This window comes from Clostridium aestuarii (assembly GCF_026735135.1).
Taxonomy (GTDB): Bacteria; Bacillota; Clostridia; order Clostridiales; family Clostridiaceae; genus Clostridium_H; species Clostridium_H aestuarii.
The window spans coordinates 86685-106560 of record NZ_JAPQER010000001.1; the positions used below are offsets into that span (position 1 = coordinate 86685).

At 27.8% G+C, this 19876-nt stretch carries 14 protein-coding genes; 7 read left to right on the top strand and 7 right to left on the bottom strand.

All coding sequences use genetic code 11. The features are described from left to right. Positions 1-39: 39 nt before the first annotated feature. The 5 genes from OW763_RS00370 to OW763_RS00390 all read left to right on the top strand — a co-directional run bounded on the left by OW763_RS00370 (position 40) and on the right by OW763_RS00390 (position 4034). Positions 40-183 carry a hypothetical protein gene (locus OW763_RS00370; RefSeq protein WP_268039076.1) on the top strand — a complete coding sequence of 48 codons (144 nt, stop codon included), beginning with the start codon at positions 40-42 and terminating at the stop codon, positions 181-183. Continuing rightward, positions 167-1684 (top strand): recombinase family protein, encoded by a 1518-nt coding sequence (locus tag OW763_RS00375; protein WP_268039078.1) that lies wholly within the window; start codon positions 167-169, stop codon positions 1682-1684. The genes OW763_RS00370 and OW763_RS00375 overlap by 17 nt, the downstream gene beginning before the upstream one ends. Further along, on the top strand, positions 1614-2411 hold the full coding sequence (locus tag OW763_RS00380) for a recombinase family protein (RefSeq protein ID WP_268039079.1): 798 nt from the start codon (positions 1614-1616) through the stop codon (positions 2409-2411). Before OW763_RS00375 ends, OW763_RS00380 begins: the two co-directional genes overlap by 71 nt. Continuing rightward, on the top strand, positions 2375-3148 hold the full coding sequence (locus tag OW763_RS00385; protein WP_268039080.1) for a recombinase zinc ribbon domain-containing protein: 774 nt from the start codon (positions 2375-2377) through the stop codon (positions 3146-3148). Before OW763_RS00380 ends, OW763_RS00385 begins: the two co-directional genes overlap by 37 nt. A 190-nt stretch (positions 3149-3338) precedes the next feature. After that, positions 3339-4034 (top strand): hypothetical protein, encoded by a 696-nt coding sequence (locus OW763_RS00390; RefSeq protein ID WP_268039082.1) that lies wholly within the window; start codon positions 3339-3341, stop codon positions 4032-4034. A 151-nt stretch (positions 4035-4185) separates the two neighbouring features. Here the strand turns inward: OW763_RS00390 and OW763_RS00395 are convergent, their stop codons facing one another. The 6 genes from OW763_RS00395 to OW763_RS00420 all read right to left on the bottom strand — a co-directional run bounded on the left by OW763_RS00395 (position 4186) and on the right by OW763_RS00420 (position 12501). Then, on the bottom strand, positions 4186-8178 hold the full coding sequence (locus tag OW763_RS00395) for a P-loop NTPase (protein WP_268039083.1): 3993 nt from the start codon (positions 8176-8178) through the stop codon (positions 4186-4188). 148 nt (positions 8179-8326) lie between these two features. After that, entirely contained in the window at positions 8327-8737 is a 411-nt protein-coding gene (locus OW763_RS00400; RefSeq protein WP_268039084.1) for a hypothetical protein, read from the bottom strand. 51 nt (positions 8738-8788) lie between these two features. Further along, the gene (locus tag OW763_RS00405; protein ID WP_268039085.1) at positions 8789-9418 is read right to left on the bottom strand and encodes a hypothetical protein; all 630 of its coding nucleotides are present in this window, start codon (positions 9416-9418) and stop codon (positions 8789-8791) included. 152 nt (positions 9419-9570) lie between these two features. Continuing rightward, on the bottom strand, positions 9571-10731 hold the full coding sequence (locus OW763_RS00410; RefSeq protein ID WP_268039086.1) for a hypothetical protein: 1161 nt from the start codon (positions 10729-10731) through the stop codon (positions 9571-9573). Positions 10732-11334: 603 nt separating this feature from the next. Next, positions 11335-11511, bottom strand: coding sequence for a hypothetical protein (locus OW763_RS00415; RefSeq protein ID WP_268039087.1), 177 nt, complete (start codon positions 11509-11511; stop codon positions 11335-11337). A 150-nt stretch (positions 11512-11661) separates the two neighbouring features. Beyond that, positions 11662-12501 (bottom strand): Rpn family recombination-promoting nuclease/putative transposase, encoded by an 840-nt coding sequence (locus OW763_RS00420; RefSeq protein ID WP_268039088.1) that lies wholly within the window; start codon positions 12499-12501, stop codon positions 11662-11664. Between the two features lie 169 nt (positions 12502-12670). Between OW763_RS00420 and OW763_RS00425 the strand changes: the two genes are divergently transcribed. Together OW763_RS00425 and OW763_RS00430 are read left to right on the top strand one after the other, a co-directional pair. Then, on the top strand, positions 12671-14341 hold the full coding sequence (locus tag OW763_RS00425) for a recombinase family protein (RefSeq protein WP_268039090.1): 1671 nt from the start codon (positions 12671-12673) through the stop codon (positions 14339-14341). Continuing rightward, complete coding sequence (locus OW763_RS00430; protein WP_268039091.1) at positions 14328-15131, top strand: ABC transporter substrate-binding protein; 804 nt, start codon at positions 14328-14330, stop codon at positions 15129-15131. Before OW763_RS00425 ends, OW763_RS00430 begins: the two co-directional genes overlap by 14 nt. Positions 15132-15240: 109 nt before the next feature. On the opposite strand, the gene OW763_RS00435 is transcribed toward OW763_RS00430, so the two are convergent. Continuing rightward, positions 15241-19530 carry a 2-hydroxyacyl-CoA dehydratase gene (locus tag OW763_RS00435; RefSeq protein WP_268039093.1) on the bottom strand — a complete coding sequence of 1430 codons (4290 nt, stop codon included), beginning with the start codon at positions 19528-19530 and terminating at the stop codon, positions 15241-15243. Between the last annotated feature and the right edge of the window lie 346 nt (positions 19531-19876).

Here is a 19876-nt window from a genome sequence, read left to right on the forward strand (position 1 = left end):
TATTAACACAAATAAAACTTACTTTTGGAGGTAATACACTTGGAAAAAGAAAATATTGAAATAACTATTACTTATAATAATGAAGAATATTATAAGAATATATTCATGGATTACATAATAGACTTTATATTGAAAAATAATAAAAGGAGCTGTGTAAAAGAAGAAAATGAAGAACGACACTGAAGTATATGAATATAACCCTAATCACTACTGTGCTATATATGGAAGAAGATCAACAAAAAATAACAAAGATAATATACAAAATCAACTTCAAACATGTAGGGATAAAGCTAGTGAACTTAATCTATTAATTAGCCAAGAATACCTTGATTATGAATCTGCAACTAAATATGAACCATTTCACAGACCTGGATTTAAAAAGCTTATATATGACTTGAAACACAATAAATTTAAATCTATTATAGTTTTTAAAAGAGATCGTCTTGCTAGAAAAACTGTGCATTTTAAAGAAATCAAATACTTATGTAAGCAAAATAATGTTAATATAATTTATGCAGCTAACGATGAATTTGCACTAGATGATAATAGTGAAATTTCTTCACTTATAGAAAATATACTTGTTTCCTTTGCTGAATTAGAGCCTGCAAATATAGCTTTAAGAACCAAAGATGGATTAGATAGAAAACGTGCAAGTCATAATTATTCAATATCCGCAAAAGTTCCAAAAGGATACATTAAATTGGGTAAAAGTAAAAATGCTGAATTAATCCATGACCCTAAACTTGCCCCAATAATTACTTACCTTTTTAAACGCTTTTCAGATAGTCCTTTAACAAGAAATTCCTTAAAAGAAATTGTAAATGATGTAAATAGTAAATATAAATTGAAGTTTACCATTTCCATTCTTGAGAGAATAATTAAATCTCCTATATATACTGGATGGTATACTAAAACTCCTAAAACCCCAATTGAAAAATTGCTAATAGCTAATAAAGATAACAGTTTCTCAATAGATAAATCTCAACTCATACCTGCAAATAATATTACACCTATAATAAAAGACTTCGATGTTTGGGAAAAAATCGTAACAAAATATTTTCATGTAAATGGCTTTTCTAATATTAATTCTATGGACTCTTCTAAATGTATGTTTTCAAGTTTGATCTACTGTAAGAGATGCAACTCAAAAGTATATTTAATTGATAATTATTTTGAATGTGTTAATCACTGCTTCAGAACAAAAAAAGAAACTCTCTTAAATAAATTATTATCAGATGTCATTGATGATTTATTTACCAATAAAAAAATTATAAATTATTACAATTATAAAATGGAAGAAATACAATCTCAAACAAGCACAATAGAGAAACAACTTAAATCTTTAAATACACAACAAGATAAATTAATGCTTAAAATGATAAAATATAAAACTATAACTAATACTACCTTTGATGACCTATCTATAGAAGAAAAAACTCTTAAAGATAAATACGATAAATTAAAAGGAAAAATATCTGAATACATCTACTATAAAGAAAATCTCCATGAAAAAATAGTTTTTCAACAAAAAAATCTACTAATTCAGCATTTCATTTTAAATGAAAATATAGCAAATGATTTCTTGAAAAATATAATAAAGAGGGTGAAAGTGTATGTCTCATACCCCAAATACTCCTCACAAATCCAATACAAAAGCAGCAGCATACCTCCGAGTATCAGATAGAAGACAAAATTTAGAAACACAAGAAGCTAAAGCATTTAAATATGCAGCAGAAAACAATCTGCTTTTAAATAAAGATATGGTATTCTGTGAAAAAAAGCCTGCTTCAAATACAAATAACTCACCTATTGTAAGTGATTTAACCGTTGTTTTTAAATCTCGTCCAGAATTATTAAAAATACTGACAATGGCTTCCCATGGAGATGGAGATTTCTCTCACCTTATAGTCTACAGCAGTGATAGATTAGCTAGAGATGTATTTCAAAATGCCCTGATTAAACAACATTTAGAAAAAAACCATGTACAAATTCACTTTACTAAAGAAGGTGAAAATTTTAAAAATGACCCTCTAAGCCAAAAGCTTCAAAATATATTAGCTTGTTTTGCTGAATTTGAAGCTTCAACTATTAGTTCAAGAGTTTCTGATTCTCTTGCTCAAGTATTCAAAAGGGGGGATTGGACTTGTGGAAAACCTCCCCTTGGCTTTATTCTTACAAATAGTCCAACAGGTAAAACTTTAAGCATAGATAATACAAAGCTGGATATAGTAAAAACAGCTTTTGAGCTTTATTCCAGTGGATATGGCTATAGAAAAATTGCTGATATATTATCTCAAAAATATTTTCCATATAGCTTTAAGAAAAGTACTGTAGAATATATGCTATCTAATGAAGCTTATTTTGGTATATTAAGTTGGGAAAAACAGGTGGAAGAAGAAAAAACAATGTAAAAAAAGAGGTTTACTTAAAATCTGACCATAAAGGAAATCTTGATATAGTTGGCTTAGAGAATAAAAATATAATTTATTTACTAAAGAAATTTAAAGCAAATATAAAAGATCCTCAATATTTCTCTTCTCCATATATTCTAAAAGATCTTTTAATCTGCTCAAAATGCGGTAATAAATTAATTCCTAAAAATTACGGAAAACATAAAGCTAGTGTATATAGATGTCCTACAAAAGAAAATGGTAAATCACATAATATTATTAAAACAGAATTAATAGAAGATTTAGTTTTAGACAAGCTGTATGATATCAATTACTGCAAAAATGATATATCTATGGGATACAATAAATATCTATCCTCATTTAAAGAGAAAAATGAAACACATAATAAAGTTATATATGCATTAAAGAATAAGATTTCAGATATTGAAAACAATGTTAAAAATATTGATGAAATGCTGGCTGAAAATCCTAAGCAACATATAATAAATGGACTATTAAAATACAAACATTATTTTCAAGACAAAATATCTCTACTTACAAAGCAGCTGGAAGAAAATAAAAGCCAACTTAATATTAAGCCTATATCATTCAAGAAATTTAATAACCAAATTAATATAATCATAAAACAAATACCTGATAAAAGAGTATTATGCTTTCTTGTAATAGATAAAATATTAGTATCCAATGATAATAATCAACTAAAACTAAATATAATTATTTCTCCAAAAACCTTATAACAATCAGGTTTTAAAAAATAAAACTTGTAGGCACATAGTCCTTCTCGGTATACCGTTAAAGACTACGTGCCTACAACTAAAAGTATGAAAATGGTATTCTATTAAGTTAAATTTTCTTAATAATTTTAGTAACCTTTTTTCACTTAAATCATACTATATATATTAAGAAAAATTTCTATAGAGGACTAATATGAAAAAAATTGAGCTTTATAATATTCTTAGTAAATTTGATTTTAATACCTTAATCAATCAAAATCTAACTCCTACGGAAATACACAAAAAAATATATCAATCCTGTGAAGAAGCTAACTCCCCAAGCCCAAGCCCAAACGCTATTAAAACCTATATTAAAAACAACTTAAATCTTCAATGGAAAAAAAAGAAATGGATTTCTTACCCACAAAATGATATTAATAATACAAAAGGTAAGAAAAAAAGTATTCCAAATCCTTCTGATAATATAACTACATCTCATAAAGGTACAATTGATGAAGAAAATAATCATACCGAAGAAAAAACAGCTTCACCTAATCAAATAAATAACGATACAAAAGCAGAAGAAAAAAGTAATACTATCTGTAGAAAAAATGAGAATAATACTGAAGATAAGTCAGAACCAATAAATAATATAAAGCAGAACAAATCTACCTCTAAAAGAGATACTAGTATTAATACAGTTAACTTTAGAGATGAAGACATAGATGCTTCACAATACGCTGAATATATAACAGCTTTTGGAACCGAAAAAATTTCCATATCAATAAGCTCTTTTGTTCTTGATATGATTGAACAAAGAATATGCAAAAAATATAATATAAAGCGAAAAGGAAATCGCTCTAAGATTATTCAAATTGCACTTACTGAATATTTGAGAATTACTAAATAAAAGAAAGCCTGTCCAAAAGTTTATTAAAACATTTTACTTTTGGACAGTTGTATTTTATACATTAATTGCTTAGGCATTTGTCTTTATATCTGTTTCGGGTAATATGAATAATGGGTAGTTAACATATTATTCTTTCATAAATAAAAATATGTTAAATATTCCATTCACTTATATAACTAATGATTTCATTTATGCAATTATTCAGTTCCACATCATCAAAATAATAATTTTGATTAATAACTTTTATTTTCAAGTCATTTATTGTTTTAATAAAATAAGTTGGTGATACGTTTTTAATTTTTTCGAATAGAATTTCAATTTCACACTTTTTATTTTTCTGTAAAGAAGCTAAATATGTTTTTTCGGCTGAATTTTGACTTGAAATATTTTTAGCATACTGAGAATACTCCCATAATAGCAAATACAACGTATCAATATCTTCTAATTGAGAATTCACTTGTTCTTTTTCTAAGTAAAGTTTATTACTAAAACATTTTAAAACATCTTCCGTTATTACAATTGGAAGTGCTGGAATAATATCCTCAATCATAGATTCATCCTCTGTTTCAATACAAGTTTTAAGTTTTTCCAAAGAAAGCTTGCTTATACTTAATCCATTTCTTTCAACCCTTCCATATTTATTACACATCAAAATATATATATAATGTATTTTAACCTCAAAAGTTGAAACTAAATTGATAAGTAATGAATTTATTTCTTGCTCATTTTCCACATCAAAATTTTTTATAAGAATGGGAACCTTAAGAAAATTACCTTCTTCGATTATACTTATTGGAAATACATATTCAAAATTAAATTCATTAGTTTCATTAATTTTTTCTTTAATTGCTGAAATTAATTGCTTTTCTTTTTGTGTTTTCCAAGAAGTAACCATATAACGACTAAAACCTCTCTCATTACCTACTTTCAAATAGTACTCATTTAGCACAATCAATCTACTTATCCACAAAGTTTCCTTCTCACACAATCTATTATAATCCTCAGAATAATTATTTGTTTCATCGGATATTTGTTTGAAAAAACTTTGCATTTCAAAAAGTTTAGTTTTTGCATCTCGCAAATTAAAAACTGCCAATTTTATTGTATCATTGTTTTCCTTTTTTAATATAGCTACCATTTGATTTATATAATTTCTTATATATGAAAAATAACCAGTCTTAATTTTAGATATATCCTGTGGTAATTTTGATGGTTTTTCAAATGGTCTATTTTCATGTGGAAATAGTCTTTCCTTCTTCAATGAAATAATAATATCTTCTCTAAGATTATCCATAAATATTAGTAATTCATTATTAATTCTCTGTTTCTTTAGTATCTTTTCTAATATCTGAATATTAAACTTGAATAATTTTACTATTTTATTCCTTAACTTATACCAAAGACATAACCAGTCATATATAGAATAACATTCATAATTAGCCATTATAGTTTTAGACCAAAGTTTTGCAAATTCTGAATTAAATGAAATTATAATATTTTCCACTGGTATTTGTTTATGAGCATCATCTGGTAAATTAAGTGAATTAATCACATCTAATGATGGTTTAATTGCATCAGCACAATAAAACTTATAGATAGGTAATGCTTTACAAATAGTATTTAATCTAGCCACACTTTCCTTATTTGCTTTTTTCATTTCATTTGGGAACATCAAATATTCTACATGTATTTCACTTTTATTATCATTTTCATAAACTTGCATAGACATTGTGTGAATTTTCATATATATAAATATTTCTTGTTTATGCCTAGTTACAAATTCCAAATATTGTATTTTATTTAAACCATACCACATATACATTAATTCAGCTATACTCTCAATACTCCACTTTTTCTTATCTAACCATACATCATCTAATGATACTGTAGTAACTATATCAAATTTTTTATCTACTTTAATAAGCCAATTAGCTAAACTCACATAATCATTCATATTTCGCTTTAGAGTCATTGCTTTCAATTTGTTATATAAGTAATACGAATAAATATAGAAATCTGAATCTTCTATTACAAATTTATTTATTCTATTTGCAAGATCACATAAATACCTAATATTCTTGTCATCTGGTACTATCTTCCTCATTTCAGATAAAGTTTTTATTTCTATATCAACTTCTTCAAAACGATTAAATGGATTTATTTCATACAACAACAATAATAATCCACCATGTTCGTCAGCATCATCAAAAACTGTTCTGTTTTTATTGTAATATTCTAATACACTTCCACTAAAAATTCCCCTTATAGCATTTAAAAAATAAGTATAATTATTATCCAAAGTATTTTCAATTAAATTTCTATAAAATTTATCTTTATCATCAACAATATAAGTAGGTAACTTGGAATATAATTTTGAAATATAAGTTTCATCAACAATTTTGAGCATTTTTAATATTGTTTCACTCTTTGAAGTAAATTCATGTAGCCTATTTACAATGTGTTGAGAACGTACAGGATGCAATCCTTCAATATAGAGTTTTTGATCTGTTATCTTAATATAAAACTCATTTTCAATGCTCTTCATTAATTCATTAAAATCTAAATCTTCATTTATTGTACAATTAAATTGTTCTACTAAACCCTTAACAGGTAATTTTATGCCCATAACATCAGCAAGAGTAATTTGCCTTAAAATTGCCATTTTTATAGATGAACCTTTGCTTCCTTGTATAGTTTTTATTTGTTGTGAAATTCTATCATTTATCATCTCGCCATGAGTTAACAAATAAATGTATTCTATAAGCAATCCTTTATCACAAACAATCTCCCACGAACTTTGCCAATTATTGATACTTTCATGTATTTTACCTTCCTTTTTTAGAGTTGCATATATTTTTTCAGCTTGTTCTTTATCTAAAAAAACATCAATAATTCTCATATCCTTTAGATTGCTTGGATCCCCTGAAAATGAATACCAATCATCTTCTCTAGTAGTTAGCAACAACTTATAATTAATACCTATCTTACCTGAAAAATACTGTGATAATACGTTCCATTCTTTTAACTGAATGTCTAAATTATCTAAAACAATTAATATCTTTTCTCCAATTTTAATTCGAGATTTGAAATACTCTACAATGTTATCAAGTTCTTTAACTTCATTGCACCAATTAAGTTTATAAATATGATACTGATTTCTTAAGTTATATGCTACCTGCCATGCTAAAGTAGTCTTTCCCTGTCCACTTGAAGATTTTATAACAGTAATAACGTGTTGTAATATAGATTTTTCTATTTTTTTCTCTATATTTTTTCGTCTTACAGGCAACTGATTTGCAATGTCAGCTGGTTCAGCTTTTTTGCCTTCATAATAATCTTTACTAACATCTTTATGAAGTAAATTATCAAAATCTATCTTTTCAATCCATTTATGTGCAGGGTTTTTAGCACCTTTATCAATATAATCTTTTATTAATTGGATTCGTTTGGTTAATTCTAAAAAATCAATACATTTTCTTTCTCTCATCTTTTCAAAACAAAGACAAAACAATCCATTAACATATAGACTTTCATTACCTGTATTTATTTGATATCTATCTATGAGCATTTTTTCTATTTCTAAAATCAATTTATTTTTCTTAATATTATTAAATTTGAGATGTTGTAAAAAATGATCAAAATCAAAATTGGACCAATTCCAAGTATCATTTTCATCTTTTATTTTCTCAATAATATCAGACCAATACTTCTTTGCCTTCTGATCCATATTTCCTCTAATAAGTTTACTTAGGTTTCCCTTTGCAACATCAAAATCATATATTAAAGTAAAATACCTATCATCATTTATTTTATCAAGTACATATACTTCTAGATAATTTTTTAATACACTTTTCAAAAAACTTGCATCTTGTTTATCTTTAGAGTATTTTAATTGAATATGTTCTATTTTTACAATATCAGAAGTTTTAAAGGAATCAATATCTTCAATTCCTTCTAATTTAATTTTTCTATCATTATTAATTAAAAATTTCAATAACAAATAGCATGAATATAACACTTGATATTCATACCCAATTAGAGCTATTTGACCACCCGTTCTATTGGTCTCAATTTTCTTTATAGAATATTTTGTCTTTTGCATTTTTTTTTGTTTTTCAGTCTTTTTCTTTGATATTTTAATCACCCACTTTTATATTAACCTTTATTTATTTCATTCTTATTAACCTAATATATATATTTCCATAAATTAAACTTCTATCTTATAAAATCCAATAATACTTTCTTTACTAACAGATTGATTATCTTTCAAACGTATTATTGGATTATTAAACCTAGTATCCCATACATGATGACATCTGCACTAAATAGTATATTACATACTTACAAATTAAATATTTTTTAGATTTAGTAGTCTTAAACTTAGTATATTCATCAAAAATAATATCTTTGATGTCGACTAAAAATCCTAATGCATATGGTGTTGATATTTTTCTCCACTCATTTATAATATCTTGTCTATTAATCACGTAACATATATCTGAAACAATTTCAGGACAATCCTTAATATGTTCTACATTACTATCTTCCCAAAATAAGTCATTAAATAAAAAGCCATTTATACAATTATTAATATATTTTCCTCGTTGTTTTAATCTTTTTTTTATGCGATAAGCATATGAACTGTCAAAGTTGTCCCAATCTACTATTTTATTGTTATAATAAGCAATTAACCCTTGTTTCATTTCTTTAAATATGTATAACCAGAAGTTAATAATTCATTTATTTGTTTTCTATTAATTAAATTTAATCATAGAACCCTTAACTTTTTCAGCATATCCCTCTTGCACCAAAATTCTACCAACATAAGAAGCAATAGCAGTCTTTGTTACATGTTTTTGAAGCCAATATCCCAAACTATCAATTGAAGCTTTATCTCTTGAAGTCCCGATACTAATTGTCATACCAGCATACTTTTTTAATAACAACTGATACTGTTGCTTAGTAACTTCTATAACACCAGTTTTACCAAAGTATATCCTAGTTCCAAATTTAACACAGCCATCATATGTAAAGCTACTTCCTTCTGCCCATGTTGCTAATTTTCTTGGATTACTAACCATTAATATAAATTGATTACCATCTTGAGGAAATAACAAAAGTCTATGTGGACTGTCCTTTGCCCACTTATTTAGTCCGTTATCAATCAAATACTTACCTATCTTCACACTTCGTAGTTCTGAACATTTTCTCCAAAAGGTATCATAAAGAGGTATATCTACACTATTGTCAAATTCACCAATATGGATAATAACATTTTTCCATGATACATCAAAAAATTTAGCTCTATCTGATTTGGAAATCCTTATTCCATAACCTGTACCTAGACCATCGCAGTTGCTGTTATTCCATGTTGTTACTATCATAATACTTCCTCCATTCTTATCTTAACAAATATACATTCAAATATTGTTTTTTATCATTAACTTCTACAGTCCTAAATAATTTATCCCTTAACTTCATTGCAAGAATATATAATATTATCAGTATTTATAAATCATTTTTGCAGATAGTTTAATTATTTATCAGTAAATATTTTCTTCCTTTCGTCATCAGACAATAACCTTTCACGATATTTTAAGTCATTGGGAATGTTCTTATTTATTAAACATTTATGTTCCAAACATTCCAAATATAATGCTACTTGAACTAATGCATAATGTTCGAAATCATCTTTTGCACCTTCAAATAAAACATATTTTTCAAGAAATGAAAGTGCTCCTTTTAATTGGATATATGCCCATCGCTTGTTACTATAATTCGTATCATAGCTTAAACAACCGATTTTTTCAAAGTTATATCCATATTTTCTTTGTTCAGCACTCCAGCTACGAGGTGCGTATAATTCAATATATAATGATGTTTCTACATTTTCTTCAGGATACAACAATCCATTATTGTGAAATCCTGTCCAACTCATATTTTGCAATCTGTTATGCTCAAATGTGATAGCATATTTTAATGCATTTAAGTATAAGTTTAACTTATTTTGGTTACGAAGATTTGATAACTTAAGTTCAAACAAATTGATAATATAATCAAAAGGATAGAAAGTTTCAGAACCATCCCTTTCTTCCAGTTCTTTGTTTAAATTTTTTAGATAATCAACATAGTTATCAAACTCTTCTTCTTTTTTAATAGATCTATTTCTCAAATCAGAAATAACTTGTTTTTGATATTGATCAATGGCATTTGTTATTTCTGCAACAAATTCTAATCTAGTTTTAACATATTCAAATATTTGCGAAATGTATATTGCAACTCTTTTGTTACTATCTCCATCTTTGTTTGTATAAACAACGGCGTAAATGTCACAATCATCATTGCGCCATATTTCTCCATCATTCCAAATTGCAAATGGGCTACATTCAAAATCGTTAGCTTGATATCTTTTGTGTCGACTTGTTTCCACAGGATGAACTGAACATAAAGAACGCAAGTATTCAAAATATTTTTCATCTGTTCCTTTCCCATCATTACCAAGCTCACCCAAAATGTCTATTGACTCTTTAATTATGTCATTAGGCACATTGAAAATTTTTGCAAGCTCTTTTATACAATCCACTACTACAGATGAAGCATTCATAAAGTCATAAAAATCAAACGCACTTCTGCTATATTTTCCAGTGTTTAGCTTAAGTTTATTTAAGTAATATACCGTATCATCAAGCCTATCCATTATAGCGCAAATTTTATCCCATGCGCGGTGCTTGCGGTATTTTTTATTATAGGAAATATTGAGTTGCTCATTCACTTTCCTTCTTAATTTGTCAAGAACAACAGTATCAAGATTTATTTTAAATACACATTTTTCCATTATAATATCCTTTCAACTTATTTTATGTAATATAATTATCTTACAAATATATTGAAAACAATTTAATCATTTTACCGTATACATTACATTTAAACTGTACCTAATCAATTTTATCCACTTATCTTTCATTAACTTTCCATTCTAAACATAATTAACTGCATCTAAAAACATTGCCTACATTGTAATCTTCATTTTATCTCTTCATCACAAAACTACATAAAATTACTCTTATATAACCCTAAACTTTCAAATATCAATATACATATTATAACATCATTTTCTTTGTTGTTACATTTAGTTGTATTTCTTTCATATAATACTTAACATTCCAATAATATCTAAATAATTTATAATTTTGATATAATAAAACAGCTACCCAACCCCATATAAATAGAGTTAAATAGCTATACACATGATAAAATTCTAATTAATTTAAATTTTTCCTTTAATCAACATCTAAATATTTTATGAATAATCCTCCCTCTTTTCTCTCATACTATTAATAAATTCTTCTAAAACTATATCCCCATACTTCTCTCTTAAAATATCAACTACAATTCTAGCCTTCCTTTTCTCTAGTTCCTTCAAATTTTCTTCTCCCTCAGGATAATTAACCTCAACTGAAATATCTCTTTTGCCCATAAAATCACCATTTAAAATATTATTCCACTATATACTATTCTATTAAATAAATTCTGTTACAAAAACTTTTAAAACAATAAAAAACACCTACCTTTAACTGGTAGATGTGTTTCAAAAAATAATTTTTCTTTATATTTCATGTTATATTCATTAATGCTTCAAACTTTTAACTATTTCTATACTTAACCCTGTTTTTGTTGCTATAGTCTCTATATCTAATAGATCAAGTAGATTTTTTGCTATTTCTATGGCTTTTTTATTTTCCCCTTCTTCAATAGCACTACTTATCATATTAGCTCTTTCATGTAATGATTTTTCTCTTGCTTTATAGATTTCTATTGTCTTTTTATCACTGCTTAAATATTCAAGTCTCTCCTCAGCTCTTTTTATATCTGTATCCAATTCCATCAACTCCTTTAATTTTTCCTCTGAAATGTCTTTATTAAAGAAAGTCAACCATCTTTGAAGTCTATCCTCTTTTAAATTTTTTTCTTCTAACTTATTAAATTTAGGTAACTCTACAAAATGGATTTCTACTAAATCTGTAAGCATATAGTCTTTTGATTCATCTTCCCAAAGATGAAATTTAGTATGAAATTTATCTAAATTTATATAATCAAAATCTAGTATGTTTATAGTTATTACCTTCTTAAGCTTTTTATAATCCTCGCCCTTAGCTATTTTTTCATTAAACAACTTACCCCAATAGAATAATGTCCTTTTATCCATATTATGTTGATTTGTGAGCTGTACTTCTATATCAATTTGTGTTCCATCTTCTGTTTTTGCTCTTACATCAAGTATTGCAGTTTTATCATTTATAAGTTCTCTAGTTAATTCCTTATTATCTACTATTTCTAATGTAACAAGTCTTTCTCTATCTTTTCTATCTAAAACTGCATTTAAGAATGCAACCAAATTATCTTTTACTTCATTTTCGCCAAAAAGTTTCTTAAAGATATAGTCATTTAATGGTTTTAACCTCTTCATATAAATCACCCCTTCTTACTTATATTATAACTTAAACTACACTTATTTAAAACTTTTGAAAGTAATTATTCATAGGAAAAGACTATATGAGTTTCTTTTAAAAAACCTTCTTTTAAATTCCACCCTAACATAAAATTTATTATAGAACTTCACTATGGAGGTCATATTTATGATTGCAGCAATATATGCTAGAAAATCTATTGAAACTGATAAAGGAGAATCTATAGAAAACCAAATACAGCTATGCAAAGAAATTGGTATTAAAGCTGGAGTTACAGAATTTTTATACTACAAGGATGAAGGGTTTAGCGGTGGAAATACTAATCGTCCTAAATTTAAGCAAATGATGAAGGATGCTAAATCCAAAGAATTTTCAATGCTTATTTGCTACAGACTAGATAGAATTTCTCGTAATGTAGCTGACTTTTCTTCTACATTAGAAACACTTCAAAAATATAATATAGACTTTGTTTCTATTAAAGAACATTTTGATACATCAACTCCAATCGGTCGTGCAATGGTGTATATTGCTTCAGTTTTTGCACAGCTTGAACGTGAAACCATTGCTGAAAGAGTTAGCGATAATATGCTTGAACTTGCCAAAACTGGACGTTGGCTTGGTGGTACTACTCCCCTTGGTTTTAAATCGGAAGCTATTAATTATACAGATATAAATGGTAAAAATAAACGAATGTTTAAATTAATTATAGTGCCAGATGAAATTAAAATTGTTAAGCTGATCTTCAATTTATATGTAGAGAAAAAAGGGTTTCCTTCTGTTGCCCACTATCTATGCACTCATCACTACAAAGGAAAAAATGGTGGAGAATTTTCACAGGGTACTGTTGAACAAATTATAAAAAATCCTGTTTATACCTATGCAGACAAACGAATTTATGATTATTTTAAAAATAAAGGAGCAATAGTTTGTGGAGAATTTAATGGTAAACATGGTGTGATAACCTATAACAAAAGAAAAAAAGGCAAAAAAGAAAACCCTATTAATGAATGGATTATTGCTGCCAGCCAGCATAAAGGTGTTATACCTAGCGACATATGGATTAAGTGTCAAAATATCAATACTCTTAACACTCAAAAATCCTCGCCTAGAAGTGCTACAGGTAAAAAGTTTCTTTTATCTGGTCTTTTAGTTTGTGGTGAATGTGGAAGTGGAATGAGTTCCTGGAGCAGAAATAATCCTAAGAGCGGTAAATATGAAAGATATTATAGATGTAATTTAAAAAACAGAGCTTCTACTAGATGTAGTAGTAAAATGCTAAATGCAGATATAGCTGAAGATTTAGTTTTATCAAATATAAAAGGCATTACTGTAGAACAGCTTATAGATGCTTACGATAAAATAGTATCAGGTGAAAAAAGTAGAGGTAACTTAATTAAAGAAGAACAGCTTAAACTTGAATCTCAAATAGAAACTAACACTAAAATGATTCAAAGCTTAATAAGAAAGTTAGCTCTTCTTGATGATGATCCTATCATTATTTCAGAGTTTCAAAAGGAAATTAATAATTTAAATATACAAAACTCTTCTTTACAAAAAGAACTATTTTCCTTAAAAAATATTCTTAACACTAAAGCTTCTAAATTAGATTATATTGATAAAATTAGTGATAACTTAGAAAACTTTAAAAAGCTTTTTGATTCCACCTGTGATATAGAGAAAAAACGTTCCTATCTTTTAGAAATTGTTAATTATATTGTGTGGAATAGTAAAAACAGAACACTACAAGTTAATTTATTTAATTCTACCTCCTCTACTCCAATCGGTGGGGTTAGAAGAAGGGAAAATAAAAACTTGTGTTTAGAAAATGTTTCCAGATAAAACCATGCAGCAAGTTTTAAGTGGAAGCTGTGATATTGGATTCTGTGGACCTGAGCAAGTTATCTATATCTATAATCAAAAACGTGAAGATCTTCCTATTCTATTTGCACAATTAACTCAAACAGATGGTTCTTTCTTAGTTGGTAGAACTAAGGAAGCTAATTTTAAATGGGAATCTCTAAAAGGAAAAACTATTATAGGTGGAAGACCTGCTGGGATGCCTGAAATGTCTCTTGAATATGTTTTAAGAAATCACGGTTTGAAACCTAATGAAGATGTAACTATTATAACAAATCTGGCTTTTACTGCTACAGCTGGTGCTTTCAAAGCTGGAACTGGTGATTACGTTGCTCTTTTTGAGCCTACTGCCAGTATGCTAGAAAAAGATCAATCTGGATACATTGTAAATTCTATAGGTGAAAGTGCGGGAACCATTCCTTACACTTGCTACTTTTCAACTAATTCTTACATGGAAAAAAATCCTGATGTAATTCAAAAATTTACAAACGCAATACACCGAGGACAAGTATGGGTACAAAATCATAGTGATGAAGAAGTAGCAAAATCCATTCAATCCTTCTTCCCTGGTAGTGATATAAAAATATTATCAAATGTTATTAAAAATTATAAAAGTATAAATGCATTTGCTGTAAGTCCTGTTATGAATGAAGAAGATCTTAATAGACTAATGGACATAATTCAATCTTATAAATCAGATTTAATTCCAGAAAGACCACCTTTTGATGAAATAGTTAACAATGATTATAGTGAAAAAACAGTTAAAGATTAACAATTAAGTTTTCACACTAATATATGTTTTTCTTACAAAAACTTAAATTTTGGAAACATTAAGAAAGCAACTATTTTTGCTAATTAAAAATAGTTGCTTTCTCATTTAATTATTGTTCTCCACTTGCTATTTCCTCTATAACATTTCTACATTTATTCTTATTTTGTTGTTGTTCTTTATCTAAATTTTTATTAGCTACTGCAAGCATTAATTTGATTCTATTTATTTGATTTACTTCACTAGCACCTGGATCATAGTCTACAGCTACAATATTGGTATCTTTATGTCTTCTTCTCAGCTCTTTTATAACCCCTTTACCGGTTACATGATTTGGTAGACATGCAAATGGCTGTACACATACTATATTTTTTACCCCATTTTTTATTAATTCCACCATTTCACCAGTTAAAAACCACCCTTCACCAGTTTGATTTCCTATTGATAATATTGGTGCAGCTCCCTTTGCTATTTCTCTTATAGCTTCTGGTGAATCGAATTTTTTACTTTTTTCTAAAGCTTTCTTCATATCTTTTCTAAAATGTTCCATATACCAGATAGCAGCATCACTTATAAGCTTAGATTTTAAGTTTCCAGATAGATACTTATATTTAAAATCTTCATCATAAGCACAATACAAGAAAAAATCTATTAAATCAGGCACAACAGCTTCTGCTCCTTCGCTTTCAAGAACTCCTACAATATCATTATTCGCAGTAGGATGATATTTAACAAGAATTTCACCTACTACACCTACTCTAGGCTTTTTAATGTCTAAGACTTCAAGATTATCAAACTCATCAACTATGGCATATATATACCTCTTAGCTAATTTATAATTACCTTCTCTTATAACTTCCTTACATCTCACAACCCACTTTTCATATAAAAGATTTGTAGAACCTTTTATTTTTTCGTAAGGTCTAATCCTATACAACACTCTCATCAACAAATCTCCAAAAAGCATAGCAAGTAAAGATTTTTTGACCATAGCATAAGTAGGCGTAAACCCGGGGTTACTTTCAAGACCAACATAATTTAATGAAATTACAGGAACTTTTTCAAAGCCTGCCTCTTTTAATGCTTTTCTAAGAAATCCTATATAATTGCTTGCTCTACACCCACCACCAGTTTGAGATATTACAACAGAAGTATTATTAATATCATATTTACCTGATTTTAGTGCTTCTATCATTTGTCCAATAACTATTATAGATGGATAACACGCATCATTATTTACATATTTAAGCCCTTCTTCAATAGCAGCTTTATCTACAGCTGGAAGCACTTGAAAATTGTATCCTGATGAAGACAAGGCTTCCTGTACAAATTGAAAATGTATAGGTGCCATTTGTGGTGCTAAAATCGTGTGTTTCTCTCTCATTTCCTTTGTAAAAGGAATTTTCTCTATAGATTTATATTCGCCCTTAAATTTAATACCCTTTTTTTCTCTTTCTTCTATTGCAGCTTTTAAAGAACGTATTCTTATTCTTACAGCACCAAGGTTGCTAACTTCATCTATTTTCACGAGAGTATATAACTTATTATGTGCTTTTAATATATCTTCAACTTGATCAGCAGTTACAGCATCCAAACCACATCCAAATGAATTTAATTGTATCAGTTCTAAGTTATCTTGATGTGATACAAACTCAGCTGCAGCATATAATCTTGAATGATACACCCACTGATCCACAACTCTTAGAGGTCTTGTCACATTTCCTAAATGAGCAATAGAATCTTCTGTCAATACAGCCATATCATATTCAGTAATTAAATTGGCTATACCATGATTTATCTCAGGATCAACATGGTACGGACGTCCTGCAAGAACTATTCCTTTTTTTCCAGTCCTTTTAAGATACTCTAATACTTCTTCTCCTTTTTTTCTTATATCATTTTTTAAATTTTCTCTTTCACTCCAAGCTCTATACACCGCATCATATACTTCATTTTTTGATAATCCAAATCCACTTAATTCTTCATAAAGCCTTTTTGCTAACCTTTTTTCATTATCCATAGGAAGAAATGGATTCATAAATTTAATGTTTTTATCTCTTAAAACATCCATATTATTCTTTATTGCTTCTGGATAAGAAGTAACTATAGGACAACTATAGTTATTATCTGCACCTTGTTCCTCTTTTTTATCAATTGGTATACACGGATAGAAAATAAAGTCTACATCCTTATTTACTAGGTCCATTATATGTCCATGAACCAATTTTGCAGGATAGCACACCGATTCTGAAGGAATAGTTTCCATACCTAATTCAAATACTTCCTTTGAAGATCTTTTTGATATTTCTACTCTAAAACCCAACTCATTAAAAAAAGTAAACCAGAATGGATAATTTTCATACATATTAAGTACTCTAGGAATTCCTACAGTTCCCCTCTTAGCTTCATCTTTATCAAGAGGATTATAGTTAAATATTCTATTATATTTGTACTCATAAAGATTTGGTATATCCTTTTTTTTATTTTCCTTATTAGCCCCTTTTTCGCATTTATTTCCTAAAACAAAAACTCCACCATCAGAAAATTGGTTAATAGTTAATAAACAATTATTGCCACATCCGCCACACCTAGTCATTGATGTTTCTATTTTAAAATCACTTAATTTTTCTAATTGAAGAAGTTTAGTTTTATATCCTTCTTTAAATTTTCCCCTTGCAATTAGCGCAGCTCCAAATGCTCCCATTAATCCTGAAATATCTGGTCTCACAGCATGTCTTCCTGATACAAGTTCAAAACTTCTAAGTACAGCATCATTATAAAAAGTTCCCCCTTGAACAATAACCTTTTGTCCCATTTCTTCAGGGTTTCTTAATTTAATAACCTTATATAAAGCATTTTTTATCACCGAATAAGAAAGTCCTGCTGAAATATCTCCAACAGTAGCTCCTTCTTTTTGTGCTTGTTTAACTCTAGAATTCATAAACACAGTACATCTAGATCCTAAATCTATAGGCTCTTTTGAAGCAATCGCAGCTTTTGCAAAATCTTCTACACTCATATTCAATGATTTTGCAAAAGTTTCTATAAATGAACCGCATCCTGAAGAGCACGCTTCATTAAGCATTATACTATCTATAACCCCATCTTTAACCTTAATACATTTCATATCCTGTCCGCCAATATCTAAAATAAAATCAACACCAGGCATAAAAAATTCTGCTGCTTTATAGTGAGCTATTGTTTCAATTTCTCCAATATCCATTTTCAATGCAGTCTTTATCAATCCTTCACCATAACCAGTAACCGCACTATTCATAATTTTAGCTTTTGGAGGTAATTCATTATAAATCTCCTTTAGTATTTCTATTGTGCGTGCTAATGGCTTTCCTTGGTTACTTCCATAATGTGAATATAAAATCAAACCTTCTTCACCTATTAAAACCGCTTTTGTAGTTGTAGAACCAGCATCTACACCTAAAAAACACTTTCCTTCATATTTTGATAATTCTTTTCTTTTAACTTTATATTTTGAATGCCTTTCTTTAAAATTGCTCAGTTCCTTCTTGTCATGAAACAAAGCTCTCAATCTATTTACTTCGCGAGAGGCAGATTTTTTTAATTCAGGTAGCTTTTTATATAAAGATTTAAATAAAATCATATTCTCTTCTTTTGAGGCAAGAGCTGCTCCCATAGCTACAAACAATTGAGAATTCTCTGGGAATATAATTTGTTCTTTCTTTAGTTTTAAAGTTTCACTAAATCTTTTTCTAAGTTCTGATAAAAAATATAATGGTCCTCCTAAAAAAGCTACATTGCCTCTAATAGGTTTACCACACGCAAGTCCACTTATTGTTTGATTAACCACTGCCTGAAAAATCGAAACAGCTATATCTTCTCTTGCTGCACCTTCATTTAAAAGCGGCTGTATATCTGTTTTAGCAAAAACACCACATCGAGATGCAATAGGATAAATTGTCTTATATTTTTTAGCTAATTCATTTAATCCCCGAGCATCAGTTTGAAGCAATACTGACATTTGGTCTATAAATGCACCAGTTCCACCAGCACAAGTTCCATTCATTCTTTGCTCTATATTCTCTTCAAAGTATGTGATTTTTGCATCTTCACCTCCAAGTTCAATTGCAACATCAGTTTCAGGAATAATTGTCTCTACCGTCTTTGAAGATGCTATTACTTCTTGAATAAAAGCTATATTAAGCCATTTAGATACAGCAAGCCCACCTGAGCCTGTTACCATTATAGTAATGCTACAATCTTTAAATTGGGCATAAGCTTCTTCAAAAAGATTAAAAATAGTATTTTTAATATCAGAAAAATGTCTTTTGTAAGTACCATATACTACTTTTTCTTTTTGGTCTAATGCAACTAATTTAACTGTTGTTGAACCTACATCTAATCCAAAATGTAATAAATTTCTCATATTCATCCTCACACTTTTCTAAATTTTTTGTCTGATAATCTACCATAAGATTTATAGATAAATTTTTCAATTATGTTCTAACAATCTTTATATTATGTAAATTATATCTATTAATTGATAATTTTACAATAATATTAGTTGAAATTTATAAATCCCTTTTTAAGCAAATAAGAATAATTACACTATTAGTGTGTTTAATTTTTACACCTCAAATCGAACATGAAATAATTGTTAATTTTTTATGCAGATAATATAATTATAATATCATTTTTTATAAATACAACCCTAAGATAGTTTTTTAATAAAAAGTTTAAAAATATTTCATATTATTCCATTCTATATATTT

Bases quoted from the DNA above. Each gene is read 5' to 3' on its own strand.
- OW763_RS00425 (WP_268039090.1), top strand. From the start codon at position 12,671: ATGATTGCAGCAATATATGCTAGAAAATCTATTGAAACTGATAAAGGA.
- OW763_RS00410 (WP_268039086.1), bottom strand. From the start codon at position 10,731: ATGGATAGGCTTGATGATACGGTATATTACTTAAATAAACTTAAGCTA.
- OW763_RS00400 (WP_268039084.1), bottom strand. From the start codon at position 8,737: ATGAAACAAGGGTTAATTGCTTATTATAACAATAAAATAGTAGATTGG.
- OW763_RS00420 (WP_268039088.1), bottom strand. From the start codon at position 12,501: ATGAAGAGGTTAAAACCATTAAATGACTATATCTTTAAGAAACTTTTT.
- OW763_RS00375 (WP_268039078.1), top strand. From the start codon at position 167: ATGAAGAACGACACTGAAGTATATGAATATAACCCTAATCACTACTGT.
- OW763_RS00430 (WP_268039091.1), top strand. From the start codon at position 14,328: ATGTTTCCAGATAAAACCATGCAGCAAGTTTTAAGTGGAAGCTGTGAT.
- OW763_RS00435 (WP_268039093.1), bottom strand. From the start codon at position 19,530: ATGAGAAATTTATTACATTTTGGATTAGATGTAGGTTCAACAACAGTT.
- OW763_RS00415 (WP_268039087.1), bottom strand. From the start codon at position 11,511: ATGGGCAAAAGAGATATTTCAGTTGAGGTTAATTATCCTGAGGGAGAA.
- OW763_RS00380 (WP_268039079.1), top strand. From the start codon at position 1,614: ATGTCTCATACCCCAAATACTCCTCACAAATCCAATACAAAAGCAGCA.
- OW763_RS00405 (WP_268039085.1), bottom strand. From the start codon at position 9,418: ATGATAGTAACAACATGGAATAACAGCAACTGCGATGGTCTAGGTACA.
- OW763_RS00390 (WP_268039082.1), top strand. From the start codon at position 3,339: ATGAAAAAAATTGAGCTTTATAATATTCTTAGTAAATTTGATTTTAAT.